The organism is Actinomadura sp. NPDC049382, from assembly GCF_040677125.1.
Lineage (GTDB): Bacteria > Actinomycetota > Actinomycetes > Streptosporangiales > Streptosporangiaceae > Spirillospora > Spirillospora geliboluensis.
On record NZ_JBFARO010000027.1, the window covers coordinates 71,221 to 91,696 of the forward strand.

Annotated in this window: 17 protein-coding genes; 11 read left to right on the forward strand and 6 right to left on the reverse strand. The window is 71.8% G+C overall.

Annotated features, from left to right (window positions below; translation table 11 throughout):
• Positions 1 to 8: 8 nt before the first annotated feature.
• Positions 9 to 1,145, reverse strand: coding sequence for a histidine kinase (locus AB0K34_RS18900; protein WP_205719248.1), 1,137 nt, complete (start codon positions 1,143 to 1,145; stop codon positions 9 to 11).
• A 300-nt stretch (positions 1,146 to 1,445) separates the two neighbouring features.
• Between AB0K34_RS18900 and AB0K34_RS18905 the strand changes: the two genes are divergently transcribed.
• Positions 1,446 to 2,333, forward strand: a complete 888-nt coding sequence (locus AB0K34_RS18905) for a hypothetical protein (RefSeq protein ID WP_138636734.1) — start codon at positions 1,446 to 1,448, stop codon at positions 2,331 to 2,333.
• A 60-nt stretch (positions 2,334 to 2,393) separates the two neighbouring features.
• On the opposite strand, the gene AB0K34_RS18910 is transcribed toward AB0K34_RS18905, so the two are convergent.
• A complete protein-coding gene (locus tag AB0K34_RS18910) occupies positions 2,394 to 4,484 on the reverse strand; it encodes a DNA topoisomerase IV subunit B (RefSeq protein WP_274704605.1) in 2,091 nt (696 codons plus the stop codon).
• A 248-nt stretch (positions 4,485 to 4,732) separates the two neighbouring features.
• Between AB0K34_RS18910 and AB0K34_RS18915 the strand changes: the two genes are divergently transcribed.
• From AB0K34_RS18915 to AB0K34_RS18925, 3 genes are all read left to right on the forward strand, one after another.
• The gene (locus AB0K34_RS18915) at positions 4,733 to 5,635 is read left to right on the forward strand and encodes an ABC transporter ATP-binding protein (protein ID WP_138636736.1); all 903 of its coding nucleotides are present in this window, start codon (positions 4,733 to 4,735) and stop codon (positions 5,633 to 5,635) included.
• Positions 5,632 to 6,705: an ABC transporter permease gene (locus tag AB0K34_RS18920; RefSeq protein ID WP_138636737.1), complete on the forward strand. Its 1,074-nt coding sequence runs from the start codon at positions 5,632 to 5,634 to the stop codon at positions 6,703 to 6,705. Before AB0K34_RS18915 ends, AB0K34_RS18920 begins: the two co-directional genes overlap by 4 nt.
• Before the next feature lie 119 nt (positions 6,706 to 6,824).
• Entirely contained in the window at positions 6,825 to 7,055 is a 231-nt protein-coding gene (locus AB0K34_RS18925) for a hypothetical protein (RefSeq protein WP_138636738.1), read from the forward strand.
• Between the two features lie 182 nt (positions 7,056 to 7,237).
• Here AB0K34_RS18925 and AB0K34_RS18930 read toward each other — a convergent pair whose 3' ends face one another.
• Positions 7,238 to 7,945 (reverse strand): GNAT family N-acetyltransferase, encoded by a 708-nt coding sequence (locus tag AB0K34_RS18930; RefSeq protein WP_364549986.1) that lies wholly within the window; start codon positions 7,943 to 7,945, stop codon positions 7,238 to 7,240.
• Between the two features lie 50 nt (positions 7,946 to 7,995).
• Between AB0K34_RS18930 and AB0K34_RS18935 the strand changes: the two genes are divergently transcribed.
• Entirely contained in the window at positions 7,996 to 8,739 is a 744-nt protein-coding gene (locus tag AB0K34_RS18935; protein WP_138636740.1) for a peroxide stress protein YaaA, read from the forward strand.
• 108 nt (positions 8,740 to 8,847) lie between these two features.
• Here the strand turns inward: AB0K34_RS18935 and AB0K34_RS18940 are convergent, their stop codons facing one another.
• The 3 genes from AB0K34_RS18940 to AB0K34_RS18950 all read right to left on the reverse strand — a co-directional run bounded on the left by AB0K34_RS18940 (position 8,848) and on the right by AB0K34_RS18950 (position 13,823).
• A complete protein-coding gene (locus tag AB0K34_RS18940) occupies positions 8,848 to 10,506 on the reverse strand; it encodes an RNA polymerase sigma factor (RefSeq protein ID WP_138636741.1) in 1,659 nt (552 codons plus the stop codon).
• A 252-nt stretch (positions 10,507 to 10,758) separates the two neighbouring features.
• Positions 10,759 to 12,909: a SpoIIE family protein phosphatase gene (locus AB0K34_RS18945; RefSeq protein WP_364549988.1), complete on the reverse strand. Its 2,151-nt coding sequence runs from the start codon at positions 12,907 to 12,909 to the stop codon at positions 10,759 to 10,761.
• Between the two features lie 332 nt (positions 12,910 to 13,241).
• The gene (locus AB0K34_RS18950) at positions 13,242 to 13,823 is read right to left on the reverse strand and encodes an HhH-GPD-type base excision DNA repair protein (RefSeq protein ID WP_138636743.1); all 582 of its coding nucleotides are present in this window, start codon (positions 13,821 to 13,823) and stop codon (positions 13,242 to 13,244) included.
• A 94-nt stretch (positions 13,824 to 13,917) separates the two neighbouring features.
• Here AB0K34_RS18950 and AB0K34_RS18955 point away from each other — a divergent pair, with 94 nt between their 5' ends.
• The 6 genes from AB0K34_RS18955 to AB0K34_RS18980 form a co-directional block, all read left to right on the forward strand.
• Positions 13,918 to 14,622: a molybdopterin-dependent oxidoreductase gene (locus tag AB0K34_RS18955; RefSeq protein WP_205719249.1), complete on the forward strand. Its 705-nt coding sequence runs from the start codon at positions 13,918 to 13,920 to the stop codon at positions 14,620 to 14,622.
• On the forward strand, positions 14,609 to 15,322 hold the full coding sequence (locus AB0K34_RS18960) for a cytochrome b/b6 domain-containing protein (protein WP_364549991.1): 714 nt from the start codon (positions 14,609 to 14,611) through the stop codon (positions 15,320 to 15,322). The genes AB0K34_RS18955 and AB0K34_RS18960 overlap by 14 nt, the downstream gene beginning before the upstream one ends.
• A 188-nt stretch (positions 15,323 to 15,510) precedes the next feature.
• Positions 15,511 to 15,759: a hypothetical protein gene (locus AB0K34_RS18965; RefSeq protein ID WP_364549993.1), complete on the forward strand. Its 249-nt coding sequence runs from the start codon at positions 15,511 to 15,513 to the stop codon at positions 15,757 to 15,759.
• Between the two features lie 86 nt (positions 15,760 to 15,845).
• The gene (locus AB0K34_RS18970) at positions 15,846 to 17,471 is read left to right on the forward strand and encodes a hypothetical protein (RefSeq protein ID WP_364549995.1); all 1,626 of its coding nucleotides are present in this window, start codon (positions 15,846 to 15,848) and stop codon (positions 17,469 to 17,471) included.
• A gap of 107 nt (positions 17,472 to 17,578) precedes the next feature.
• Complete coding sequence (locus tag AB0K34_RS18975) at positions 17,579 to 19,198, forward strand: SseB family protein (protein ID WP_364549997.1); 1,620 nt, start codon at positions 17,579 to 17,581, stop codon at positions 19,196 to 19,198.
• Positions 19,199 to 19,262: 64 nt separating this feature from the next.
• Positions 19,263 to 20,476: SseB family protein (locus AB0K34_RS18980; protein ID WP_364549999.1), on the forward strand; the 1,214-nt coding region annotated here is incomplete at its 3' end.

The window sequence follows — 20,476 nt, forward strand, 5'->3', positions numbered from 1 at the left end:
GTCTCCCGTCACGCCGGAACCTGGAGGGACACACGGAACCCCGTGCCGTCCGGACCGGTGTCCAGGGTCCCATCGATCAGTTCGGCGCGCTCCCGCATGCCGACGAGGCCGTATCCGCCGCCGCCCAGCTCGATGACCGATTCGGTGCCGCCGCTGTCGGTCACTTCGAGTTCCACCTTGTCGGGCAGGTAGCGCAAGGTGACCTGTGCGCGCGCGCCGGGGGCGTGTTTGCGGACGTTAGTAAGCGCCTCCTGCGCGGTGCGGACGACCGCCAGGCCGGCTTGGGGCGAGAGTTCGCGCGGCACACCAGTCACTTGTACGTCGCAAGGACGGCCCGTGCTCGCGTAGAACTCCTCAGCGAGTTCGGCCAGCACCTCTTTGGGCTCCGGTATCTCTCCACGGAGGGTGGCAAGGGCACGCCTTGTCTCCTCCAGGCCAGAGCGGGCGAGGTTCCGCGCGCGCTCTACGCGGTCCAGTGCCTGGACACGGTCACCGTCCCGCGAGAGGAGCAGCCTCGCTCCCTCCAGGTGGACGATCTGCGCCGACAGCGAGTGCGCGAGGATGTCGTGGATCTCGCGGGCGATGCGCGACCGTTCGGCGAGGACGGCGTTGGCCGCCTCGGCCCGCCGGCTGGCCTCCTGCGCGGCGGCGCCCTGGCGGCTGGCGACGGCGCCCAGCGTGAGGCCGGCGAACGCCGACATCAGGCCGAGGTCGGCCCCGCCCGGCCGGAACGCCTCCCCCAGCGCGGCGATCGTGGCGACCGTCAGCGCGCTCACCGCGATGCCCACCGGCAGCGGCAGCCGCAGGAGCAGCACCCACAGGCCGGCCATGCAGAAGAAGAACCCGCCGCCGGCGTGCGGCGCGATCGCGTACAGCGCCATCGCCGCCGCCACGGACAGCAGCAGGAGGGCGAGCCCCGGCCTCCGCAGGCGCGAGCCGTCCCAGCGGTCCAGCACAAGCCCGGCCCCGAGGAGAGCGAACATCACCGCGTTGAGGACGACGAGGGCCAGGCCGTCGCCGTGCAGGGCCGGAGCGGGGTCCCCGTGCAGCAGCCCCCGGACGTACGCGATCAGGCCCCACATCGCGAGCATGCCGACGATGAGCAGCCGGATGAGCCGCTCCGGTGCCACCACCTTGCCGTTCACGGTCCGACGGTAGCCCGTGCGAGCCGGGCGGGCAGGTCCGCGCGGAGCGCCGGCGGCAGGGGGGCTGGAGGAACGCGGTCCTGCGTGTGCATGCCCTGACGCTAGGTGCCCGCGGCTCCCGCGCGGATCGGCGCACGGCTGTAGACCCGCTCTCCACCCCCGGGTGGAGGCTCCGGAACCTGGCCGCATGTGGCCGAGTTAGCGATCTTGCTATTAGACACGATCTTGTTTTTGAATCGTGGTTCCTTGCGTGGACCGCTCCAACGAGCCGTCCCCGCAGCATCCCCCGAGAAAGGCTCCATGCCTGTGAAACTCCTCTCCCGCGCCGCCCTCGCGGCGGCGCCCGTCGGCCTCGCGCTCGGACTGGCCGCGGCCCCCGCCCAGGCCGCCGCGCCGCAGGCCCCCGGCACCGCCCCGCTCGCGGCCCCGCAGGACCTGCCGCCGGACGTGCCGAAGTTCGACTTCGCCGAGCAGTGCCCGCCGCTGCCCGCCGGGCAGGACCCGGCCCTCGCGACCTGCCTGCAGCTGGTCGTGACCGGCGGCTCGATGAAACTCGGCGGTCTCACCCAGGAGATCACCCAGCCGATGCGGACCGTCATCCAGGCGGTCCAGTCATCGTGGTCCGACCCGGCCGAGTACACCAGCGTGAAGATGACCGGCAAGCCGATGACGGTCCCCGGCGGCGTCCTCGGGCTGCTCGGCTTCCCGATCGCCGGCTGGGACGGCCTGCCCTACAACAAGGTGCAGGTCCAGGCGAAGTACGCGGGCGGGTTCGACTTCAACCTCCCGACGACCGGGATCAACCTGAAGATCAAGCTGATCAACGACGCGATCGGCAACGGCTGCTTCATCGGATCGAACAAGGACCCGCTGAAGCTCAACCTCGGCATCGACTTCAACAAGATCACGGTCGTGACGGAGGGCGACTACACCGACCCGTTCAACAACCCGCCCATCCTGCAGATGCCGACCGAGGACACCACCTTCGCGGTGCCGAAGACCAGCGGCTGCGGCATCTTCGGCCCGGTGATCGACTGGAAGGCCGGGCTGCCGTCCGCGTCGGGCAACAACGCGGCGTCGTTCCAGCTCTACATGGCCACCGCGCCCTACCAGTCGGCGAACGCCCTGACCGCCCGGAGCGCGCCGGACCCCGTCCAGACGTTCCGCAACCTCAAGATCGGCGACTGATCCACGTCGTCACGGGGCCGTCCACCACGGGAACGGCCCCGCCCCCCGCCACCGCGCCGGTCAGGCGTCGATGCGCTCGACGTCGAGCTCGGTGGCGCCGGCGGTGATGAACGCCCGGCGCGGCGCGACCTCGCTGCCCATCAGCAGCTCGAACACCTTCGCCGCCTCCTCCGCGTCCTCGATGCGGACGCGCCGGAGCACCCGGTGCCGGGGGTCGAGCGTGGTCTCCGCGAGCTGGTCGGCGTCCATCTCACCGAGGCCCTTGTACCGCTGGATCGGCTCCTTCCAGCGCTGGCCCTTGCGCTCCAGCTCGACGAGCCGCTTGCGCAGCTCGGCGTCGGAGTAGGTGTAGATGTACTTGTCCTGGCCCTTCTTCGGCTTGATCAGCTCGATGCGGTGCAGCGGCGGGACGGCGGAGAACACCCGCCCCGCCTCCAGCATCGGCCGCATGTAGCGGTGGAAGAGCGTGAGCAGCAGGGTGCGGATGTGCGCGCCGTCGACATCGGCGTCGGCGAGGATCACGACGCGGCCGTAGCGGGCCGCCTCCACGTCGAAGGTGCGGCCCGAACCGGCGCCGAGCACCTGGATGATCGCGGCGCACTCGGCGTTCTTCAGCACGTCCGCGACGGACGCCTTCTGCACGTTGAGGATCTTGCCGCGGATCGGCAGCAGCGCCTGGAACTCGGAGTTGCGGGCGAGCTTGGCGGTGCCGAGCGCCGAGTCGCCCTCGACGATGAACAGCTCGCTGCGGTCGTCGGTGGTGCGGCAGTCGACGAGCTTGGCCGGCAGCGCCGAGTTCTCCAGGGCGTTCTTGCGCCGCTGGTTGTCGCGCTGCGTGCGGGCGGCGATGCGGGTCTTGGCCGCGCCGACGACCTTCTCCAGGACGGCCCGGAGCGGCTGCTTCTGCCCGCGCGACGGGTTCTCGAAGACGGCGCGCAGCTCGCGCAGGACGACCTGGGACACGATGCGGGTCGCCGCGGACGTGCCGAGGACCTCCTTGGTCTGGCCCTCGAACTGCGGTTCCGGCAGCCGAACGGTCACCACCGCGGTGAGGCCCTCCAGGACGTCCTCCTTGATGACGTCCTCGTCGCCGTTCTTCAGCAGCTTGGTCGCGCGGAGTTGCTCGTTGAGCACCTTCAGCACGGCGCGGTCGAAGCCCCGCACGTGGGTGCCGCCCTTCGGGGTGGCGATGACGTTGACGAACGACTTGGTGATCGTGTCGTAGCCGGTGCCCCAGCGCAGCGCGATGTCGACCTCGAGGTCGCGCTCGACGTCGGTGGGGGTCAGGTGGCCCTGGTCGTCCAGGACGGGGACGGTCTCGGTGAAGTGGCCGCGGCCCCGCAGCCGCAGCACGTCGACGAGCGGGGCGTCCTTGGCCAGGTAGGTGCAGAACTCGCTGATGCCGCCGTCGAACCGGAACGTCTCGTCGACGACCTCCTCGCCGCGCTCGTCGCGGACGTCGATGGTGAGGCCGGGGATGAGGAACGCGGTCTGCCGCATCCGGTCGAGGACGAGCTCCTGCTCGACCGTGGCGTCCTTCAGGAAGATCTGGAGGTCGGGCCAGAAGCGGACACGGGTGCCGGTGGTCTTCTTGGCGACCTTGCGGACCTGCCGCAGCCCCGACTTCTTCTTGAACCGGGCGTTGGGCCGCCCCTCGTCGGCGAACTCGCCGGGAAGCCCGCGCCGGAAGCTGATCGCGTGGGTGTACCCGTCGCGGTCGACCTCCACGTCCAGCCGCGCCGAGAGGGCGTTGACCACGGACGCCCCCACGCCGTGGAGCCCGCCGGACGCGGTGTAGGAGACGCCGCCGAACTTGCCGCCCGCGTGCAGCCGCGTCATGACCAGCTCGACGCCCGGCAGCCCCGTCTTGGGCTCCAGGTCGACCGGGATGCCGCGGCCGTTGTCGCCCACCTCGAAGGATCCGTCGGCGTGGAGCGTCACGCTGATGTGGGTGCAGTAGCCGGCGAGGGCCTCGTCGACGCAGTTGTCGACGATCTCCCACAGGCAGTGGGCGAGGCCCCTGCTGTCGGTCGACCCGACGTACATGCCGGGCCGTTTCCGGACGGCCTCCAGCCCCTCCAGCACCGACAGGTGCCGTGCGGAGTAGCCGTGCGGGTCTTCTGTTGTCGCTTCGGCGGTCGCGGCGGTCAACGTGCGTGCGCTCCTCGGGGGTAGGACGGTCGGCAGCAGGGTACCCCCGGGCGCCGACATTGCGGCCGGAGGCTCGCCGCCGCGGGCGTTCCGTGCGTCCCGGCCGCGGTCGCGCGCCGGTCCCCCGGGCGGCTCGCCGCGCGGCCGCGCCGCGGCCCGCCGGGCGTGCCCCGCCCTCCACTTCTAGACCTTAACGTCCACCTTTAGGTGGGTGTGCGGTAGACACTCCGCTCCTTACTGTCCTCTGCATGGTGCAAACGATCGAGGCCACGGGCCTCCGTAAACGCTACGGGGACGTCCGGGCCGTGGACGGGGTGACGTTCGGGGTCGAGGAGGGCGAGTTCTTCGGCATCCTCGGCCCGAACGGCGCGGGGAAGACGACGACGCTGGAGATCATCGAGGGGCTGCGCGAGGCGGACGAGGGGGACGTCTCGGTGCTGGGCCTCTCCCCGTGGCCGCGCAACCCGAAGCTGCTGCCCAGGATCGGCGTCCAACTGCAGGCGTCGTCGTTCTTCGAGCGGCTGACCACCCGCGAGCAGTTGCAGACGTTCGGCTCCCTCTACGGCGTCCCGGCAGCGAAGGCCGACGCGATGATGGAGCTGGTGGGGCTGGCCGACAAGGCCGACGTCCGGGTGGAGAAGCTGTCGGGCGGGCAGGCGCAGCGCCTGTCCATCGCGTGCGCGCTCGTGCACGATCCGGAACTGGTGTTCCTGGACGAGCCCACCGCCGCCCTGGACCCGCAGGCCCGCCGCAACCTCTGGGACCTGCTGCGCCAGATCAACACCGAGGGCCGCACAGTCGTGCTGACCACGCACTACATGGACGAGGCCGAGATCCTCTGCGACCGCGTCGCCATCATGGACGCGGGCAGGATCCTGCGGCTCGGCCCGCCGGCGGTGCTGGTGCGCGGCCTGGACGCCCCCGCGCGCATCAGCGTGGCCAGCGGCATGCTCGGCGTGGACGACGCCCGCCTCCTGCCGGGCGCGGACGAGGCCGCCGACGACGGCGTCTCGCTGACCATCTCCACGCGCGACCCGTCGGCCGTGGTCGCGGCCATGGCGGCCAAGAACGCCCTGGACGGCGTCCAGATCCGCGGCGCCACCCTTGAGGACGTCTTCCTGGACCTCACCGGACGGGAGTACCGGGCGTGAGCACCTACCAGAGCTTCAAGAGCCTGTCCCGGGCGATGCTCCTCGGCTTCAGGCGGGACCGGACCGCGCTGTTCTTCACCGTGCTGTTCCCCCTGATGTTCCTGGTCATCTTCGGTGGCATCTTCGGTCACCAGACGACGTCGAAGGTCACCGTTCTGGAGGTCGGCAAGGCACCGATCCTGGACGGCGCCGTCACGCAGGGGGCCGACCAGCTCGCCAAGGTCCTGAAGGTCACCAGGACGTCCGACCGCGCCGCCGCGCTGCGCAAGGTGGAGAAGGGCGACGCGGACGCCGTCGTCGAGCAGCGCGGGACCGAGCTGGTCGTGCACTACTCGGCCACCGACCAGGTCAAGTCGGGGACGGTGCGGGGGCTGATGGACTCGATCGTCCAGTCGGCCAATCAGGCGGCGACCGGTAAGCCGCCCGCCTACACGCTGGCCACGCAGCAGGTGGAGGACGACTCGCTCAAGGCCATCCAGTTCTTCACGCCGAGCCTGCTCGGCTGGGCGCTGGCCTCGGCGGGCGTCTTCGGGGCCTCCCAGACGCTGGTGACGTGGCGGACCAAGGGCATCTTGCGCCGGCTCCAGCTCTCCCCTGCCCCGATACCCACCGTGTTCGCCGCACGTGTCGCGGTCAGCCTGGCCATCGCGCTCGTACAGTTCGCCTTGTTCGTGCTGGTGGCGCAACTGCCGATGTTCGGGCTGCAGCTCAGCGGCGCCTGGTGGATGGCCATCCCGATGGTGATAGCGGGCGTGCTGGCCTTCCTGTCGATCGGGATGCTGATCGGCGCGTGGGCCAAGACGCAGGAGACGGCCCAGGCGGTGACACAGCTGGTCGTCCTGCCCATGGCGTTCCTGGGCGGGTCCTTCTTCCCGCTGGACGCGTCACCGGGCTGGATGAAGGCGCTGTCCTACATCTTCCCGCTGAGGTATCTCAACGAAGGGATGCTCAACGTGATGGGACGCGGGCTCGGTCCGTCCTCTGCACTGCCCCAAATCGCCGTTCTGCTGGGGGTTGCGGTGGTCGGCGCGTTGATCGCCGTGCGCCTGTTCCGATGGGACGACGCCTAATGTGACCTCGGTCACTTATTGGGCCATTCTGCTGTGGGCGTACGAAGAACCAGGTTGGGAACGCCAGCGTCGGGTTAGATGTTGTCCTAAGTACCGACCCCGAGCATGAGGAAGGTGCCGTGACTGGAGCCCTTGCCCCAACCAAGCCGCTGACCGTCGCCGACCGATGCGACCGCTGCGGCGCCCAGGCCTACGTCCGTGCTGTCCTTGTAGGCGGCGGCGACCTTCTGTTCTGCGCCCACCACGGACGCAAGTACTCAGAGGCGCTGCGAGCCAACGGGGCCGACATACAGGACGAGACCGACCGGCTTACCGAAACCCCGGCCACCGCGTCCCCCGAGGAGCGGTAGATCTCCCCATAGAAACCCCAGGAACGGCGGTCACCGGCAACGGTGGCCGCCGTTCGCATTTCACCCCGCGGCGCTCCGCCGAGTCCCCAAAGAGGGCATGACTTCAGAGAGTAATTAGACAATCGCACAGCGTAGTGAAATTGCCTCTGACCATGGGCCGGATCACTCCATCCACATGGTTCTCACCCCGGAGTGACATTCTTCACTCGATAGTGATAGCCGCCCGCCGGAACGAACCCTTCCGCCGCGTACATCGCCCTCGCCGGCGCGTTCCGCTCAACGACGACCAGATACGCCCGTTCGCACCCCTGCTCGCGTCCCCAGCCGAGGAGGGCCCGCAGCACGCGGCGCCCCAGCCCCTGCCTGCGCGCTTCAGGCGCGACGGCCATGGCGTAGACGCCGAGCCACTCCCCCTGCGGGACGCCTCGTCCGACGGCGAGGCCGTCCAGGGACGCGTATCCGGCGCCCACACCGGTGAGGATCTTCTCCGCCATCGGCAGCTGATGGTCGTACCGGCCGTCCACCGACCACCACAGGTCGAGCCACTCCCGCGACGGCGCCTCCGTGATGTCGGCCCCGTCCCGTTCGTAGGGGGCGGCCAGGTCGGCGACCATCGCGATCGTCGGATCGACCAGTTCGTAGCCCCGCCCCTCCAGGAGCGCGTCGAGCCCCTCAGGCCGCGCCTGGGCGTCCACAGAGAACACCGTCGGCAGCCCCAGCGCGCCATAGAAGCGCTCAGCCTCGTCCACGGCCCGGCCCACGTCCCCCGGGTCTGCCAGGGGCAGGACGGAGTTGGCCCGCTTGGTCACTCCTTCGGCATGGCGCAGCACCCAGCCGCCAATATCCTGGGTGGACGGCGCGGGCCACGCCTCAGCGACGAGCTCGCCCAACCGTGTCTCCAGAGACCGCGCCGCCATCTGTCACCGCTTTCGGGGGGATCGTGCACATCCTGCTGCCGCCGTCGGAGAAGAAGGCTACCGACGGGGACGGCCCGCCCCTCGACCTGGCCTCGCTGAGCTTCCCCGGGCTCACCCCGACGCGCAAGCGGGTCCTCGCGGGTCTCACCAGGGCGTGCAAGCGGCGCGACGCCGCCGACGTGCTCGGGCTGCCGGCCGGCCAGGCGGACGAGGCGCTGGCCCGGAACAAGGCGCTGCGGGAGGCGCCCACGCTCCCCGCCGCGCGGCTCTACACCGGCGTCCTCTACGACAACCTCGACCTTCCCGACCTGGACCCGGACGCGGCCGCCGCGCAGATCATCGTCTTCTCGGGCCTGTGGGGTGCGCTGAGGCTCACCGACCGGGTCCCGCCCTACCGGCTGGCCATGGGCGTGTCGCTGCCGCCCACGGGCCGCCTGGGGACGCTGTGGCGCCCGGCGATGAGCAAGGCGCTGCGGCTGGAGGACGACCTGGTCGTGGACATGCGCTCCGGCCCGTACGCGTCGGTGTGGAAGGCGCCGCAGCCGGCCGTCGCCGTCCGCGTGTTCCGGGAGCGCGTCACCGGCGGCGTCCCCAAGCGGACCGTCGTCAGCCACATGGCCAAGGCGACCCGCGGGAAGATCGCCCACGACCTCCTCAAGGCGGGCGCCGCGCCGCGCACCCCCGACGAGCTGCTCAAGGCCGTCGCCGACCTCGGCCACACGGTCGAGCTGAACGGCACCGACCTGGACGTCGTCCTGCACGACTGACGTCCCGGCACCGGCCGGCGGGCGAGCACGGAACGCGAGCCGCCACCGGCATGACGAGAACAGGGCCTCGCGCGTGCGCGCGGGGCCCTGCTCCCTCAGGTCGAACGATCAGTCCAGGTAGTCGCGCAGGACCTGCGACCGGGACGGGTGACGCAGCTTCGACATGGTCTTGGACTCGATCTGCCGGATGCGCTCCCGGGTCACCCCGTACACCTTGCCGATCTCGTCCAGGGTCTTCGGCTGGCCGTCGGTGAGGCCGAACCGCATCGACACCACGCCGGCCTCGCGCTCGCTGAGCGTGTCGAGGACGGAGTGGAGCTGCTCCTGCAGCAGCGTGAAGCTGACCGCGTCGGCGGGGACGATCGCCTCGGAGTCCTCGATGAGGTCGCCGAACTCGCTGTCGCCGTCCTCGCCCAGCGGGGTGTGCAGCGAGATGGGCTCGCGCCCGTACTTCTGGACCTCGACGACCTTCTCCGGGGTCATGTCGAGCTCCTTGGCCAGCTCCTCCGGGGTGGGCTCGCGGCCCAGGTCCTGGAGCATCTGGCGCTGCACGCGGGCCAGCTTGTTGATGACCTCGACCATGTGCACCGGGATGCGGATGGTGCGGGCCTGGTCGGCCATCGCGCGGGTGATCGCCTGCCGGATCCACCAGGTGGCGTACGTGGAGAACTTGTAGCCCTTGGTGTAGTCGAACTTCTCGACGGCGCGGATCAGGCCGAGGTTGCCCTCCTGGATGAGGTCCAGGAACAGCATGCCGCGCCCCGTGTAGCGCTTGGCCAGCGACACCACCAGGCGGAGGTTGGCCTCCAGGAGGTGGTTCTTGGCGCGGCGGCCGTCCTCGGCGATCCACTCGAAGTCCTCGAGGTCCTCCTCGGACATCGCGGCGGCGGACACGGCGAGGCGCTCCTCGGCGAAGAGCCCGGCCTCGATGCGCTTGGCGAGCTCCACCTCCTGCTCGGCGTTGAGCAGCGGGACCTTGCCGATCTGCTTGAGGTAGTCCTTCACCGGGTCGGCGGTGGCGCCGGCGGCGGCGATCTGCTGGGCGGGCGCGTCCTCGTCGTCGTCGCCGAGGGTGAAGCCCTCCTCCTCGGCCGGGGCGGCGCCCTCGGCGCCCTTCCCGGCGGGGGCGGCCTTGGCGGCGGGCGCCGCCGGGGCCTCCTCCTCGTCGGCCTCGGGCTCCTCGACCTCGGCGGCCGTGTCGTCCTCCAGCTCGACGTCGAGGTCGGCGAGGTCCTCGTCGAGGTCGACCTCGACCTCGTCGTCGACCTCGGGGCCCTCGCTCTTCTTGGCCGGCGCGGCCTTGGCGGGCGCGCTCTTGACGGCGGCGGCGGCCTTCTTGGCGGGCGCGGCCTTCTTCGTCTTGGCGCCCTTGGCGGGCGCGGGCTTCTTGGGCGCGGGCTTGGCGGCGGCCGGGCGCGGCTCGGCGGCGGCCTCCTCCGGCGCGTCGTCGCCGACCACGGCGGTCACCGTGTCGGGCTGCTCCTTCGCGGCGGCGGCGGTCCTGGGCTTGCGCGCCGCCTGCGCCGCGCGCTTGCGCGGGCGCTTGGGCGCCGCTGAGTCGGCAGCGCTCACCATGACGGTCACACCCTCCTTGCTGAGGCTCCGCAAAATGCTGGAGGCCTTCGACACGGGGATGTCGGCCTCCTCGAACGTACGGCGTACGTCGTCGGCTTCGAGGTAACCCTGGGACCGTCCACGCTCGATCAGTTGCGCGATGACGTGATCGTGCAGATCCGACGCTTTCGAGGTCGAGCTAGCAGGCGACACAAATACCTCTCGAACGAACGTGTGGCTTGGTTGACCCAAGTGCCCTGACGGGCCCGGCCTCACACTGGGTGGGACCACACACGGAGCGGACCACCGGTGCGGGACCGCAGCGTACCCGCTCTGTCTGGGTCAAGCATTCTGGCACTGCTGCGCATTCCGCCCTGGAGTCCTACCCGGTAACACTCCACCTTAGAGGGCGCGGGACGGTCCTTCGAACGTGCTACTCCGTCTTGACGCGGTCTCAGGCGGTTTTCACGCGGGCTCGGGCGGGACGTGCAGGGCGAGCACGGTCACATCGTCCACCTGCTCGTATCCGGCAAGCATCCGATCGACCAGGAAGTCGACGAGTCTCTCGGGATCTCCTACCACTTCAGGTGGGGCGTCCGCGGCCACGGCGACAAGCTCGTCCAGCCCGGCGTCCACCCCACGCCTACGGTTCTCCACAAGTCCATCGGAATAGAACACCACAGTGTTGCCGGTCTCGATGGAAAAACTTGTCTGCTGCCGCTGGCTGGGCCAGCCGAGGGGCGTGCCGGGCTCCAGCGAACTGACGCGCGCGGGCGAATCCTGGGAGATCAGCAGGGGCGGCGGGTGGCCCGCGTTGCTGAATTCGCCCTGCCCGGTCTCGGGGTCGATGACGACGTACGCGACCGTGGTGAACTGCTCCTCGTCCTCGGTGGCGCTGAACAGCCGGTCGAGGCCGGCCAGGACGGCGGCGGGGCGCGGGTCGTTCAGCGCGAGCGCGCGCAGGGCGTTGCGGACGCGTCCCATTCCGGCCGCGGCGAGCACGCCCTTGCCCATGACGTCGCCGACGGCGAGCCGGCGGTCGGGGAGCCGGAACACGTCGTACCAGTCGCCGCCGACCTGGACGTGGCGCGTGGCCGGGTTGTAGCGGGCCGCCAGGACCATGCTGGGCAGCTGCGGGAGGTCGCTCGGCAGGAGGCTGCGCTGGAGCTCCTCGGCGGTGCGGTGCTCGCGCTCGAACAGCAGGGCCCGCTCGACGGCGAGGGCGCACTGACCGGCCAGCGCCTCCAGGAAGACCCGCTCCTCCTCGGTGATCTCCCTGGGCCGGGTGAAGGAGAAGCGGAGCGCGCCGATCGGGGCGCCCGCGGCCAGCAGCGGCAGGCCCACCCAGGCGCGTTCCTCGGTGTGCTGGGCGAACAGGTCGCGCTCGCCGTGGCCGAGCTGCAGGCGCAGGCTGTCGGGATGCTCGGCCAGGAACGGCCGGCTCTCCCGCACCGCCACCGACATCACGGTCTGGTCACTGACCTTGATGTCGTCGCGGGAGGCGGGGCTGGTCTCGCTCTCCGAGCCCGGCTGGGACGGCGTCACGATGCTGAGGCGCAGCTTGTCGTCGTCCAGCAGCGCCACGGCGGAGTAGTCGGCGCCGATGGCGGACCGTCCGACCTCGGTGATGACCTGGACGACCTGGGAGACCGTCAGGGCCTCGGCCAGCATCGAGGTGGCCTGCTGCAGGCGCGCGGTGCGCAGCGCGGCCGCCGACAGCTGCTCGGTCAGCCTGCCGCGCATCTCCTCGGCCTCGCGCTGGCCGGTCACGTCGGTGTTGGCGCCGACCCACTCGATGACCGTGTCGCCCTGCCAGATGGGCACGGCCCGCACGTCGAAGTGGCGGTAGGTGCCGCTCTTGGTGCGGATGCGGTAGTTGGTCTCGAAGACCCGGTTCTCCTCGACGCACTCCTGCCAGACCGACTCGATGCGGGGCCGGTCCTCGGGGTGCACCACCGACAGCCAGCCGCCGACGGCGTAGTCGTCCGGCGTCTGCCCGGTGATCGCGCGCCACTCGGGCGCGTCGTCGATCACGCCGCCCGCCGGTGCGGCGACCCACACGACCTGGGCGCTGGCCTCCACGAGCGAGCGGTAGCGCTGCTCCTTGCGTCGGATGACCTCTTCGGCCCGGCGACGCTCGGTCACGTCCAGGGCGGTGAGGACGACGCCCGTCTGGGCGCCCTCGGCGTCCCTGGCGGGCAGCCACGTGCAGGCGAGGATGCGCTCCTCGACGGCCGTGGCGACGCCCGGCGCGGCGCCGGGCGCCGGGTCGGAGGCGGCGCCTCCGGGGGCCTCGCCGGCCGGGACCACGAGGTCCAGATCGCTGACGGAGCGGTCCTCGTCGATGACCTTCCGCAGCGCCGTCTCGAAGGCCGCGCCGAGCGCCTCGGGCAGCACCTCGGACGGTCTGTGCTGTAGAAGCTCGCGCGCCGGCACGCCGAGGAGCGCGGCCAAGGCGTCGTTGGCCTTGCGGCAGCGCAGGTCGGGGTCGAAGAACGCCAGCCCGCCGGGGCCTTCCTTCAGCAAGGTCGCGTACAGCGCGGCGTCGGACGCATCCATGGGCCTGCCCTCCACCCCTGAAACGCGGGGATGCGGAACGGACGTCTCGGTGCTCATGGACAACACCTCCGCCCCAGAGGGTCCCGTACCGCGCGGCAAGTTTTCATCACTATGAGTGAATGGGAGCAGGCTAGCGCTCCCGCCTCCATCACAACACCGGTCGGAGTCAGGTATTCATCATCCCGATGGTTCGGCGTGTACGGAACCCCTGCTGAACATCGTTGTCCCTTCGGTCCCGGACGAACGCACCGGATTCGGACACCGCCGCACGGGACGCGCGAGGCGGCCCGTCCGGACGGCGAGTAGGAGATGTTACGACCCTCCGGCGTCACCGCGCGTCAACTTCCCTAGTCCGGGTGTGTCTCCGGCTCGGCGCCCCCACGGCGCGGCTACTTGGCGGCTTTGGCGGCGGCCTTCTGCTCCTGCTTGAAGGCCCTCACCTGCGCCAGGGACTCCGGGCCAGTGATGTCGGCGACGGAGCGGTGCGAGCCCTCCTCGCCGTAGGCGCCGGCGGCCTCGCGCCAGCCCTCGGGCCGGACGCCGTACTGCTTGCCCAGCAGCGCCAGGAAGATCTGCGCCTTCTGCTTGCCGAACCCGGGCAGGCCGTTCAGGCGCTTGAACAGCTCCTTGCCGCTGTCGACGCCCTTCCACACCTTCTCGGCGTCGCCGTCGTAGTTGTCCACGAGGTACTGGCACAGCTGCTGGACGCGCTTGGCCATCGACCCGGGGTAGCGGTGGACGGCGGGCTTCTCCGACAGCACCGCGGCGAACCGCTCCGGGTCGTAGGCGGCGATCTCGTGCGCGTCCAGGTCGTCGGAGCCGAGCCGCTGCGTGATGGTGTACGGGCCGGAGAAAGCCCACTCCATCGGGATCTGCTGGTCGAGCAGCATGCCCACCAGCGCCGCCAGCGGGCTGCGTCCGAGCAGCTCGTCGGCTTCCGGACGCTGTGCGAGTTGAACCTTCGTGGCCATGGCATCAGCTTAGGGCGGCCCTCGGATCTGTCAGAAGTCTTACGGGCGCGGCGCGGCCCTGGCAGGCGCGGCCGCACGGTGCTCGAATGAAGTGGTGAACGAGGAGGAGCGGACACAGGGCAGCCCGGTCGGGCGGCGTGTCGTGCTGGGGATGCTCGGTCTCGGCGTCGCGGGGGTCGCCGTGGGAGCGTCCGTCCAGGACAAGGTGAGCCGGACGCTGGCACCGGTCGGCCCGATCGGGGACGTCCTGCCGGCCGCGGGCGGTTTTCGCTACTACTCCGTCACGGACGGTGTGAAGCGGCACAGCGCCGCGACCCACCGCGTGACCGTTAGTGGCCTCGTCAACAAGCCGCAGGCGTTCCGGCTGGCTGATCTGGCGCGGCTTCCCCAGACGACCATCGACCGCGATTTCCAATGCGTGACGGGCTGGCGGGTGCCGGATGTGCACTGGGTGGGAGTCGCCCTGCCCGATCTGCTGGACGCGGTCGGTGTGTCACCGCAGGCCCGCGCGGTGCGGTTCACGTCGTTCGACGGCGTCTACACCGAGTCGCTCACGCTGGAACAGGCACGCCGTAGGGACGTCCTTGTGGCGACCCAGATGGACGGCAAGCCGGTGACCCACGATCACGGCGGCCCGACGCGCCTCTACGTGGCGCCCATGTACGGCTACAAGTCGCTGAAGTGGCTCAGCGGCATCGAACTGACCAACAAGGTGGAGCCCGGCTACTGGGAGAACCTCGGTTACGACGTGGACGCCTGGGTCGGACGGTCGAACGGGCGTAACGATGCACCGACATGACACGCGCGGGCACGAGGAGGCCCCGGAGGCGGGTGCGTCGCGTTGGCTGCTGCGGTTCACGCGGGCGGAGCGATCGATCCACCATGCGACCGCGCTCTTGATGCTTGTCTGCCTGCTGACCGCGGCACTGCTCTACCTGCCGGTCCTGTCGACGCTGGTGGGCCGCAGGGAGATGGTCAAGACCGTCCACGTGTGGTGCGGGTTCGCGCTGCCCGTGCCGATCGTGCTGGGCCTGCTGTCACGCGCGTTCAGGGCCGACCTCGGGCGGTTGAACAGATTCGCCCCACACGACTGGGAATGGCTCAGACGCAGCGACCGGAGGGCCGTGCAGGGCGGGCGGGGCATCCTGCCGGTGGGCAAGTTCAACGCCGGGCAGAAGCTCAATGCGGCGTTCACGGCGGGCGCGATCCTCGTCATGCTCGGCACCGGCGAGATCATGACGTTCCCGGACCCGTGGGGCGACCGGTGGCGGACGGGAGCCACGTTCGTCCACGACTGGCTCTTCCTCGTCGTCGTGGTGGTGACGGCCGGGCACCTGTGGGAGGCGCTACGGGACCGTGACGCGCTCACCGGGATGCTGACAGGGCGGGTGGACCGCGGCTGGGCGGCGCGCCACCACGCCGCCTGGGCCGATGCCCGGACGCGCGGCGACGAGCCGCAGGGCGCCGGATCGCAAGGGCGGCACCGGGAGGGCGCCTGAGGGCCGTCCAGAATTTGCCGAACGCCACCCCTGGCATGTCTTGACTCTTCCCGTGAAAGCGCTGAAATGGGACATCGAGGCGGGGTTTCCACGGAATCCCCCCGCCGGGGCCGGTCCGTGCCGCGCTTCGCCTCGGCCGCCGGCGGCGTCCCCGCCTGCCGGAACCCCGTGCCCGGAGGTGTGCGCAGATGCCTGCACTGACCGATCACCAAATCGAGACACGCGACGCGCTCGCACGGCGCCTGTGCGACGAGTTCACCACCTTCCCCTCGGACGCGGTCCGGCGGTGCGTGGACGACGTCCAGGCATGCATGGACCACCTGGGGCTGGACGCCACACCCGACAGCGTGGAGCGGATGGCGCGTGAGCACCTCACCGGCGTGCTGAAGTCGGAGCCTCCGTCCGGGCGCGCCCCCGGCGGAGCGGTGGACGGCTGAGCGGCCGACGCGGAAAGGCCGCGGATCCCGCCGGTGTTCGGCCGTGTCCCGGCCAACGTGCGCGCGCGATCTGAGAGGCTAGAAGGGTGAGTCCCCGCAGCCGCAACAGCTCCTCCGGGGACCCGGCCCGGGACGGCCACACCACCCCGGACGAGGTCTCGGCCATCTTCGACGGCATGCTGCAGCACGCGCGCGAACTCCTCGCCGTGCGCAGCCCCCTGGACGCGGAACTGATCGTCAGCGAGATCCTCGGTTCCTGGTGGGGGCACCGGCTCCCGGACGGCGACGTCGAGGAGGTCATCGGCGAGGCGCTGGTCGACCACGCCAGGGCCGCCGCCACGCCCGCCGCGCTGGCCCTGCTGACCGGGATGGCCTACATGGGCACGCCCCGGCAGGCGGCCAAGGCCGAGCGCGCGGCCCTGGAGCTGATGGCCGGCGGCGTCCCGCGGCCGGGATGGGCCGACCGCGTGGGGATGGTGGAGCCGGAGGGGTGCTTCGTCTCCCGGGACGTCTACGGCGACCAGGACTCCATCATCTGCACCTACACCTACGGCGGCGCCGAACGGCACGCCCTGGTCATCGTGGTCGACCGCACCAAGGCCGGGGCCGTCCTGCCGTCCGGCGACCCGTTCGCCTCCGCCGCGCCGGCCGCGCCGCCGGTGAGCGGCATGGTCAGGGACGCCTGGGTCTCCTCGCGGGTCGACGCGCTCCTCGACCGGTGCCGCCGCGACGGCCGCGACAACCCGCTGATGCGGTTCGAGGAGCTCGACCTCCGCGACACCGCGGCGCTGCTGCGGAGCGCCCTGGAGCTCACCGACGGCATCGACGACCCGCCGGTGAACGACACCTTCGGCACCTACCACGCGTTCGTCCGCGCGCGCGTGGACATCCTTCCGCCCGGCGGGCGGCTGCCCCAGCCGCCGGTGTACGGCCGGGACAGGCGCGCCACGATCGCGGCCCGGTTCCTCGCCTCGGACGAGGCGGAGGAGCTGTCCGACCTGTCCGCGGCGAGCCGGTGCGTGGACCGGATCATCGACTACGGCTGCACCCACGACTTCGGCCGGCCGCTGCGGGTCTCCCCCGTCAAATGCGAGATGTTCCTGCTCGACTGGCTGCCGAGAAAGGTTCTGCTGTCCCCGTCGGAACAAGAGGCTGTCCCGCACGTGCTGGGGGCCTGGGTCCGCTGGGCGGGGCGGCGAACGGGTCTCCCGGAGGAGGGCATCAGGGCCACCCTGGACGCGCTGTGGGACGCCACCGCGAAGTTCGCCGACGCCTACCGCGACCCGGCCGCGTTCGGCCTCGACCGCGACCTCGTCAAGCGGCTGCTGCCCGACGGCGACCTGGAGGCGCTGCCGCGCCGCGCGTTCGCGATGCCGTTCCTGTCGGGCACCCACCGGCGGTCGGGCCGGCACGGGTTCATCGACCTGTCGAAACTCGATCCGTCCGACCCGGACGACCGCCGCGCGATCCTGGAGTTCGAGCATCCCGGCGCCGACGAGGCCCACCTCGACGCGCACGAGCGCCTCGCCGCGCGGCTGTGGGACGGCCGGCCCCCGCAGCTGTGGACGACCGCCCAGGCGCTGCTGGACGTCGGCTACGAACGGCACGAGATCCTGCACAGGCTGATCGCCGTCCTCGACCGCTTCGGGCACGCCCCGGAGGCGCTCCGCGACGCGCTGCGTGTGCTTCGTCACGAACCCCCGCCCGAGTGAACTCCCGGTTTGCGCGCGGCGTCCCCGACGACAATCATCGGGACCCGGGCATGGTCTCGCGGGGTCTCCGGGGCCCGGGGGCCGGCCCCCGGTCGTAGGGAGTGATCTTGTTGGAGTGGTCCGAGTTCGCCCGGCGGCTGGGACGTGAGCTGGCGGGGCTCGAGCGCGACACGATCCTCATCGTGCGCGAGCGGGAGGAGAGCCGTCACTACGTCCAGGCCATGCGCGAGCCCGACCGGCTCTACGCCGAGGCCGTGAGCAACAACTTCCTCGACGGGCCGCTGCTGCTCACGGTGGCCGACGAGGAGGTCATGAGCGACGCGGGCTGGCGCCCGCCCGCCGACCCCGCGCCGCGCAACTGGTGGACGGAGCTGCCCGAGGCCGGCGCCCCCGGCGGGATGCTCGGCGTGACGGACGGCGACTACTCGCGGCTGGCCGACGTGATGGTCACGGCCCTGCGCGACGTCCAGGGCGTCCGGCGCCCGTCCGACCTCGTCTACGAGTCGTTCCACCGGCACGGGACCGGCCTCATCGAACTCGTCGGGTTCGGTATCGACGTCGCCGACCCGTCCAGGGTGAACAAGCGGCGCGCCGCGTCCGGCGGGGTCCTGCCCGAGGCCGGCGCGCAGCCGGCCGGCCTGCCCCCGGCGGGGACGCCGCTGCCGCTGCCGACGGACGGGCTGCCGAGCGCGGAGGCCGACCTGCTGGAGCCCCGCCTGGCCGAGGCCAAGGCGAACGGGGACAACACCACCTACTTCAGGCTGCTGGAGAGCGCCGACCTCGTGCTCCCCGCGACCGCCTCCGCCGTGGAGGACCCCGACCGCGCCGAGTTCCCCACCATCACCATCGGCGGCGACACCCACGTCACCGTGTTCACCTCGCCGGGCGCCCTCGCGCGCACCGGCGACCGCCATCCCGGGCTGTACCGGCGCACCAGCTTCGCGCGGCTGGCGTCCGGCTGGCCGGACCCGGCGTGGCGGGTGGCGATCAACTGGGGGCTGCCCAGCGAGGTGCTGCTCGACTCGTCCGCCCTCGTCCGGCTGAGCGGAGGGCCGGAAACGCCTCCCGCCGCCCCGGAGGAGCCGCCCAACCCGTACGGGAGGGTCGATCCCACCGCGCTCTCCGGGCCGAACCCCGTCGCCGGCGGCTCGGCCCCCGGTCTGAACGGTTCGGTGCCGGGGCTGAACGGCTCCGTCCCGGGCCTGAACGGTTCCGTCCCCGACCTGCCCGGCGCGGACGACCCGCGCGACTCGTACGACGACTCGCATACGGCGATCGACCCGTACACGGTGGACGATCTGCGGGCGGCGCTGGCGGCGGGCACGGCCGAGCCCGAGGCACGCGAACCGGCACCGGCCGCGCCTCCACTCGGCGCACCGACGGACAAGCCCGCTGACAGGCCGGCGGACCAGCCGGTGGACAAGCCGTCCGACGACCGTGCACCGGACGTTCAGCCGCCAGTGGAGCAGCGGCCCCAGGACCAGCCGCGCAGCGACCCGCCGCCGGCCCCCCGGCCAGCGCCGGAGCAGCCCGCGAACCTCGCGCCGAGCACGCCGCCCTCCCCTGAGCCGCGCCCTGCGGGCGCCCCCATGCGGCTGCCCCACGGCACCCGGCTCTGGCGGACGGCCGGTGACGGTGACGAGACACCGCTCGCGGTGTACGACGCCATAGGCGGCGTCTGGACCCAGGTAAGGGCCGACGCCGTCCCGGCACCCTGGACCGAGTGACGCACCGTTCGGCTACCGTCAAGTACGGCATCCTCGCCCCCGCGGACGTGAAAGTGGATCCCGAGTGGACTGGAACGACTTCGCCAAACGGCTGACGCTGGAGCTTTCACGGCTGCCGGTCAAGTCGTTCCTCATCGTGCAGGGGCCGAGCGGGCTGCCCTATGCGCAGGCGATGCGCTCCGAGGGCGTGCTGGACGCGGAGGCCGTCGGCAGCGCGTTCCTGCCCCGCCCGCTGGCCCCGCGGCAGGAGCGGCGGCTCAGCGCCCTCGGCTGGGAGTCCCCGGACGGTGAGGAGCGCAAGAACTGGTGGGACCGGTACACCTGGCGCGACCGCGGCGGCCGCACCTCGGCCGAGCACTTGGAGGCGTGCGCGCTGCTCGCCGGGCAGATGGTGGGCGCCTTCCGCGACGTGTACGGCATCGAGTCCCCGCTGGAGCTGGTCTACCAGGCGAGCAAGGCCGGGCCGGACGGCGGGCCGCTGGCCCTGCCCGGCCTCGGCATCCCGCTGGCCGTGCCCGAGGACGAGGCGCGGCGGGCCGCGTCCTCCGCCCGTCCCGCAAGGCCGTCCGGCTCCGCCCTGGAGGACGCCCTCACCGACGCGCGTGAGCGCGGCGACCAGCACGGCTACCTGGAACTCCTCGCGCGCGCGACCCTCTACCTGCCCGCGCCGGGCGAGCCGGGCGCGGGCGGGCACCAGTTCGCCACGGCCCAGTTCGGGGACGGCACGTTCGTCCTGGCGTTCACCTCGCCCGGCGCCATGGACCGCTCCCTGCAGGGCCAGGCCGTCCACCACCGCGAGGCGACGCTGGCCGAGCTCGCCCGCCGCTGGCCGCACCCCGAGTGGCAGCTCGCCGTGAACCCCGGCCTGCCCAGCGCCTCCTACCTGGACGCCAAGGCGCTCCTCGAACCCGAGGAGCCGCGCAGGCCCGCCACCCCGACGCCGCCGGCGCCGACGGACGTCCATGTGGCGGGGCCCGCGTCCCGCCGCCGGGCCCGCGACGCCGCGTCGCCCACCGACACCCGCACCGACCTCCGTCCGCCGCGGCCGCAGGCCGCCAAGCCGCCGCAGAGCCCCGAACCGGCGCGGAGCCGTCCGCAGGCACCCGCCGCGGCCGCCGCGCCGCCAGAGGCGCCCACAGGTCCGCCCCGCGCCGCCGGTGCGCCCCGCCCCCCCCGCCGCCCCGCCCCGGCGCCCCGCCCCCCCCCCCCCGCGCCCGCGGCGCCCGACGAGCCGATCGCGATCGTCGGCATGGCGTGCCGCTTCCCCGGAGGCGTCCG

Excerpts from the sequence above, each read along its gene's own strand:
- AB0K34_RS18905 (WP_138636734.1), top strand. The coding sequence starts at position 1,446 with ATGCCTGTGAAACTCCTCTCCCGCGCCGCCCTCGCGGCGGCGCCCGTC.
- AB0K34_RS18915 (WP_138636736.1), top strand. The coding sequence starts at position 4,733 with ATGGTGCAAACGATCGAGGCCACGGGCCTCCGTAAACGCTACGGGGAC.
- AB0K34_RS18945 (WP_364549988.1), bottom strand. The coding sequence starts at position 12,909 with ATGAGCACCGAGACGTCCGTTCCGCATCCCCGCGTTTCAGGGGTGGAG.
- AB0K34_RS18950 (WP_138636743.1), bottom strand. The coding sequence starts at position 13,823 with ATGGCCACGAAGGTTCAACTCGCACAGCGTCCGGAAGCCGACGAGCTG.
- AB0K34_RS18960 (WP_364549991.1), top strand. The coding sequence starts at position 14,609 with ATGCACCGACATGACACGCGCGGGCACGAGGAGGCCCCGGAGGCGGGT.
- AB0K34_RS18965 (WP_364549993.1), top strand. The coding sequence starts at position 15,511 with ATGCCTGCACTGACCGATCACCAAATCGAGACACGCGACGCGCTCGCA.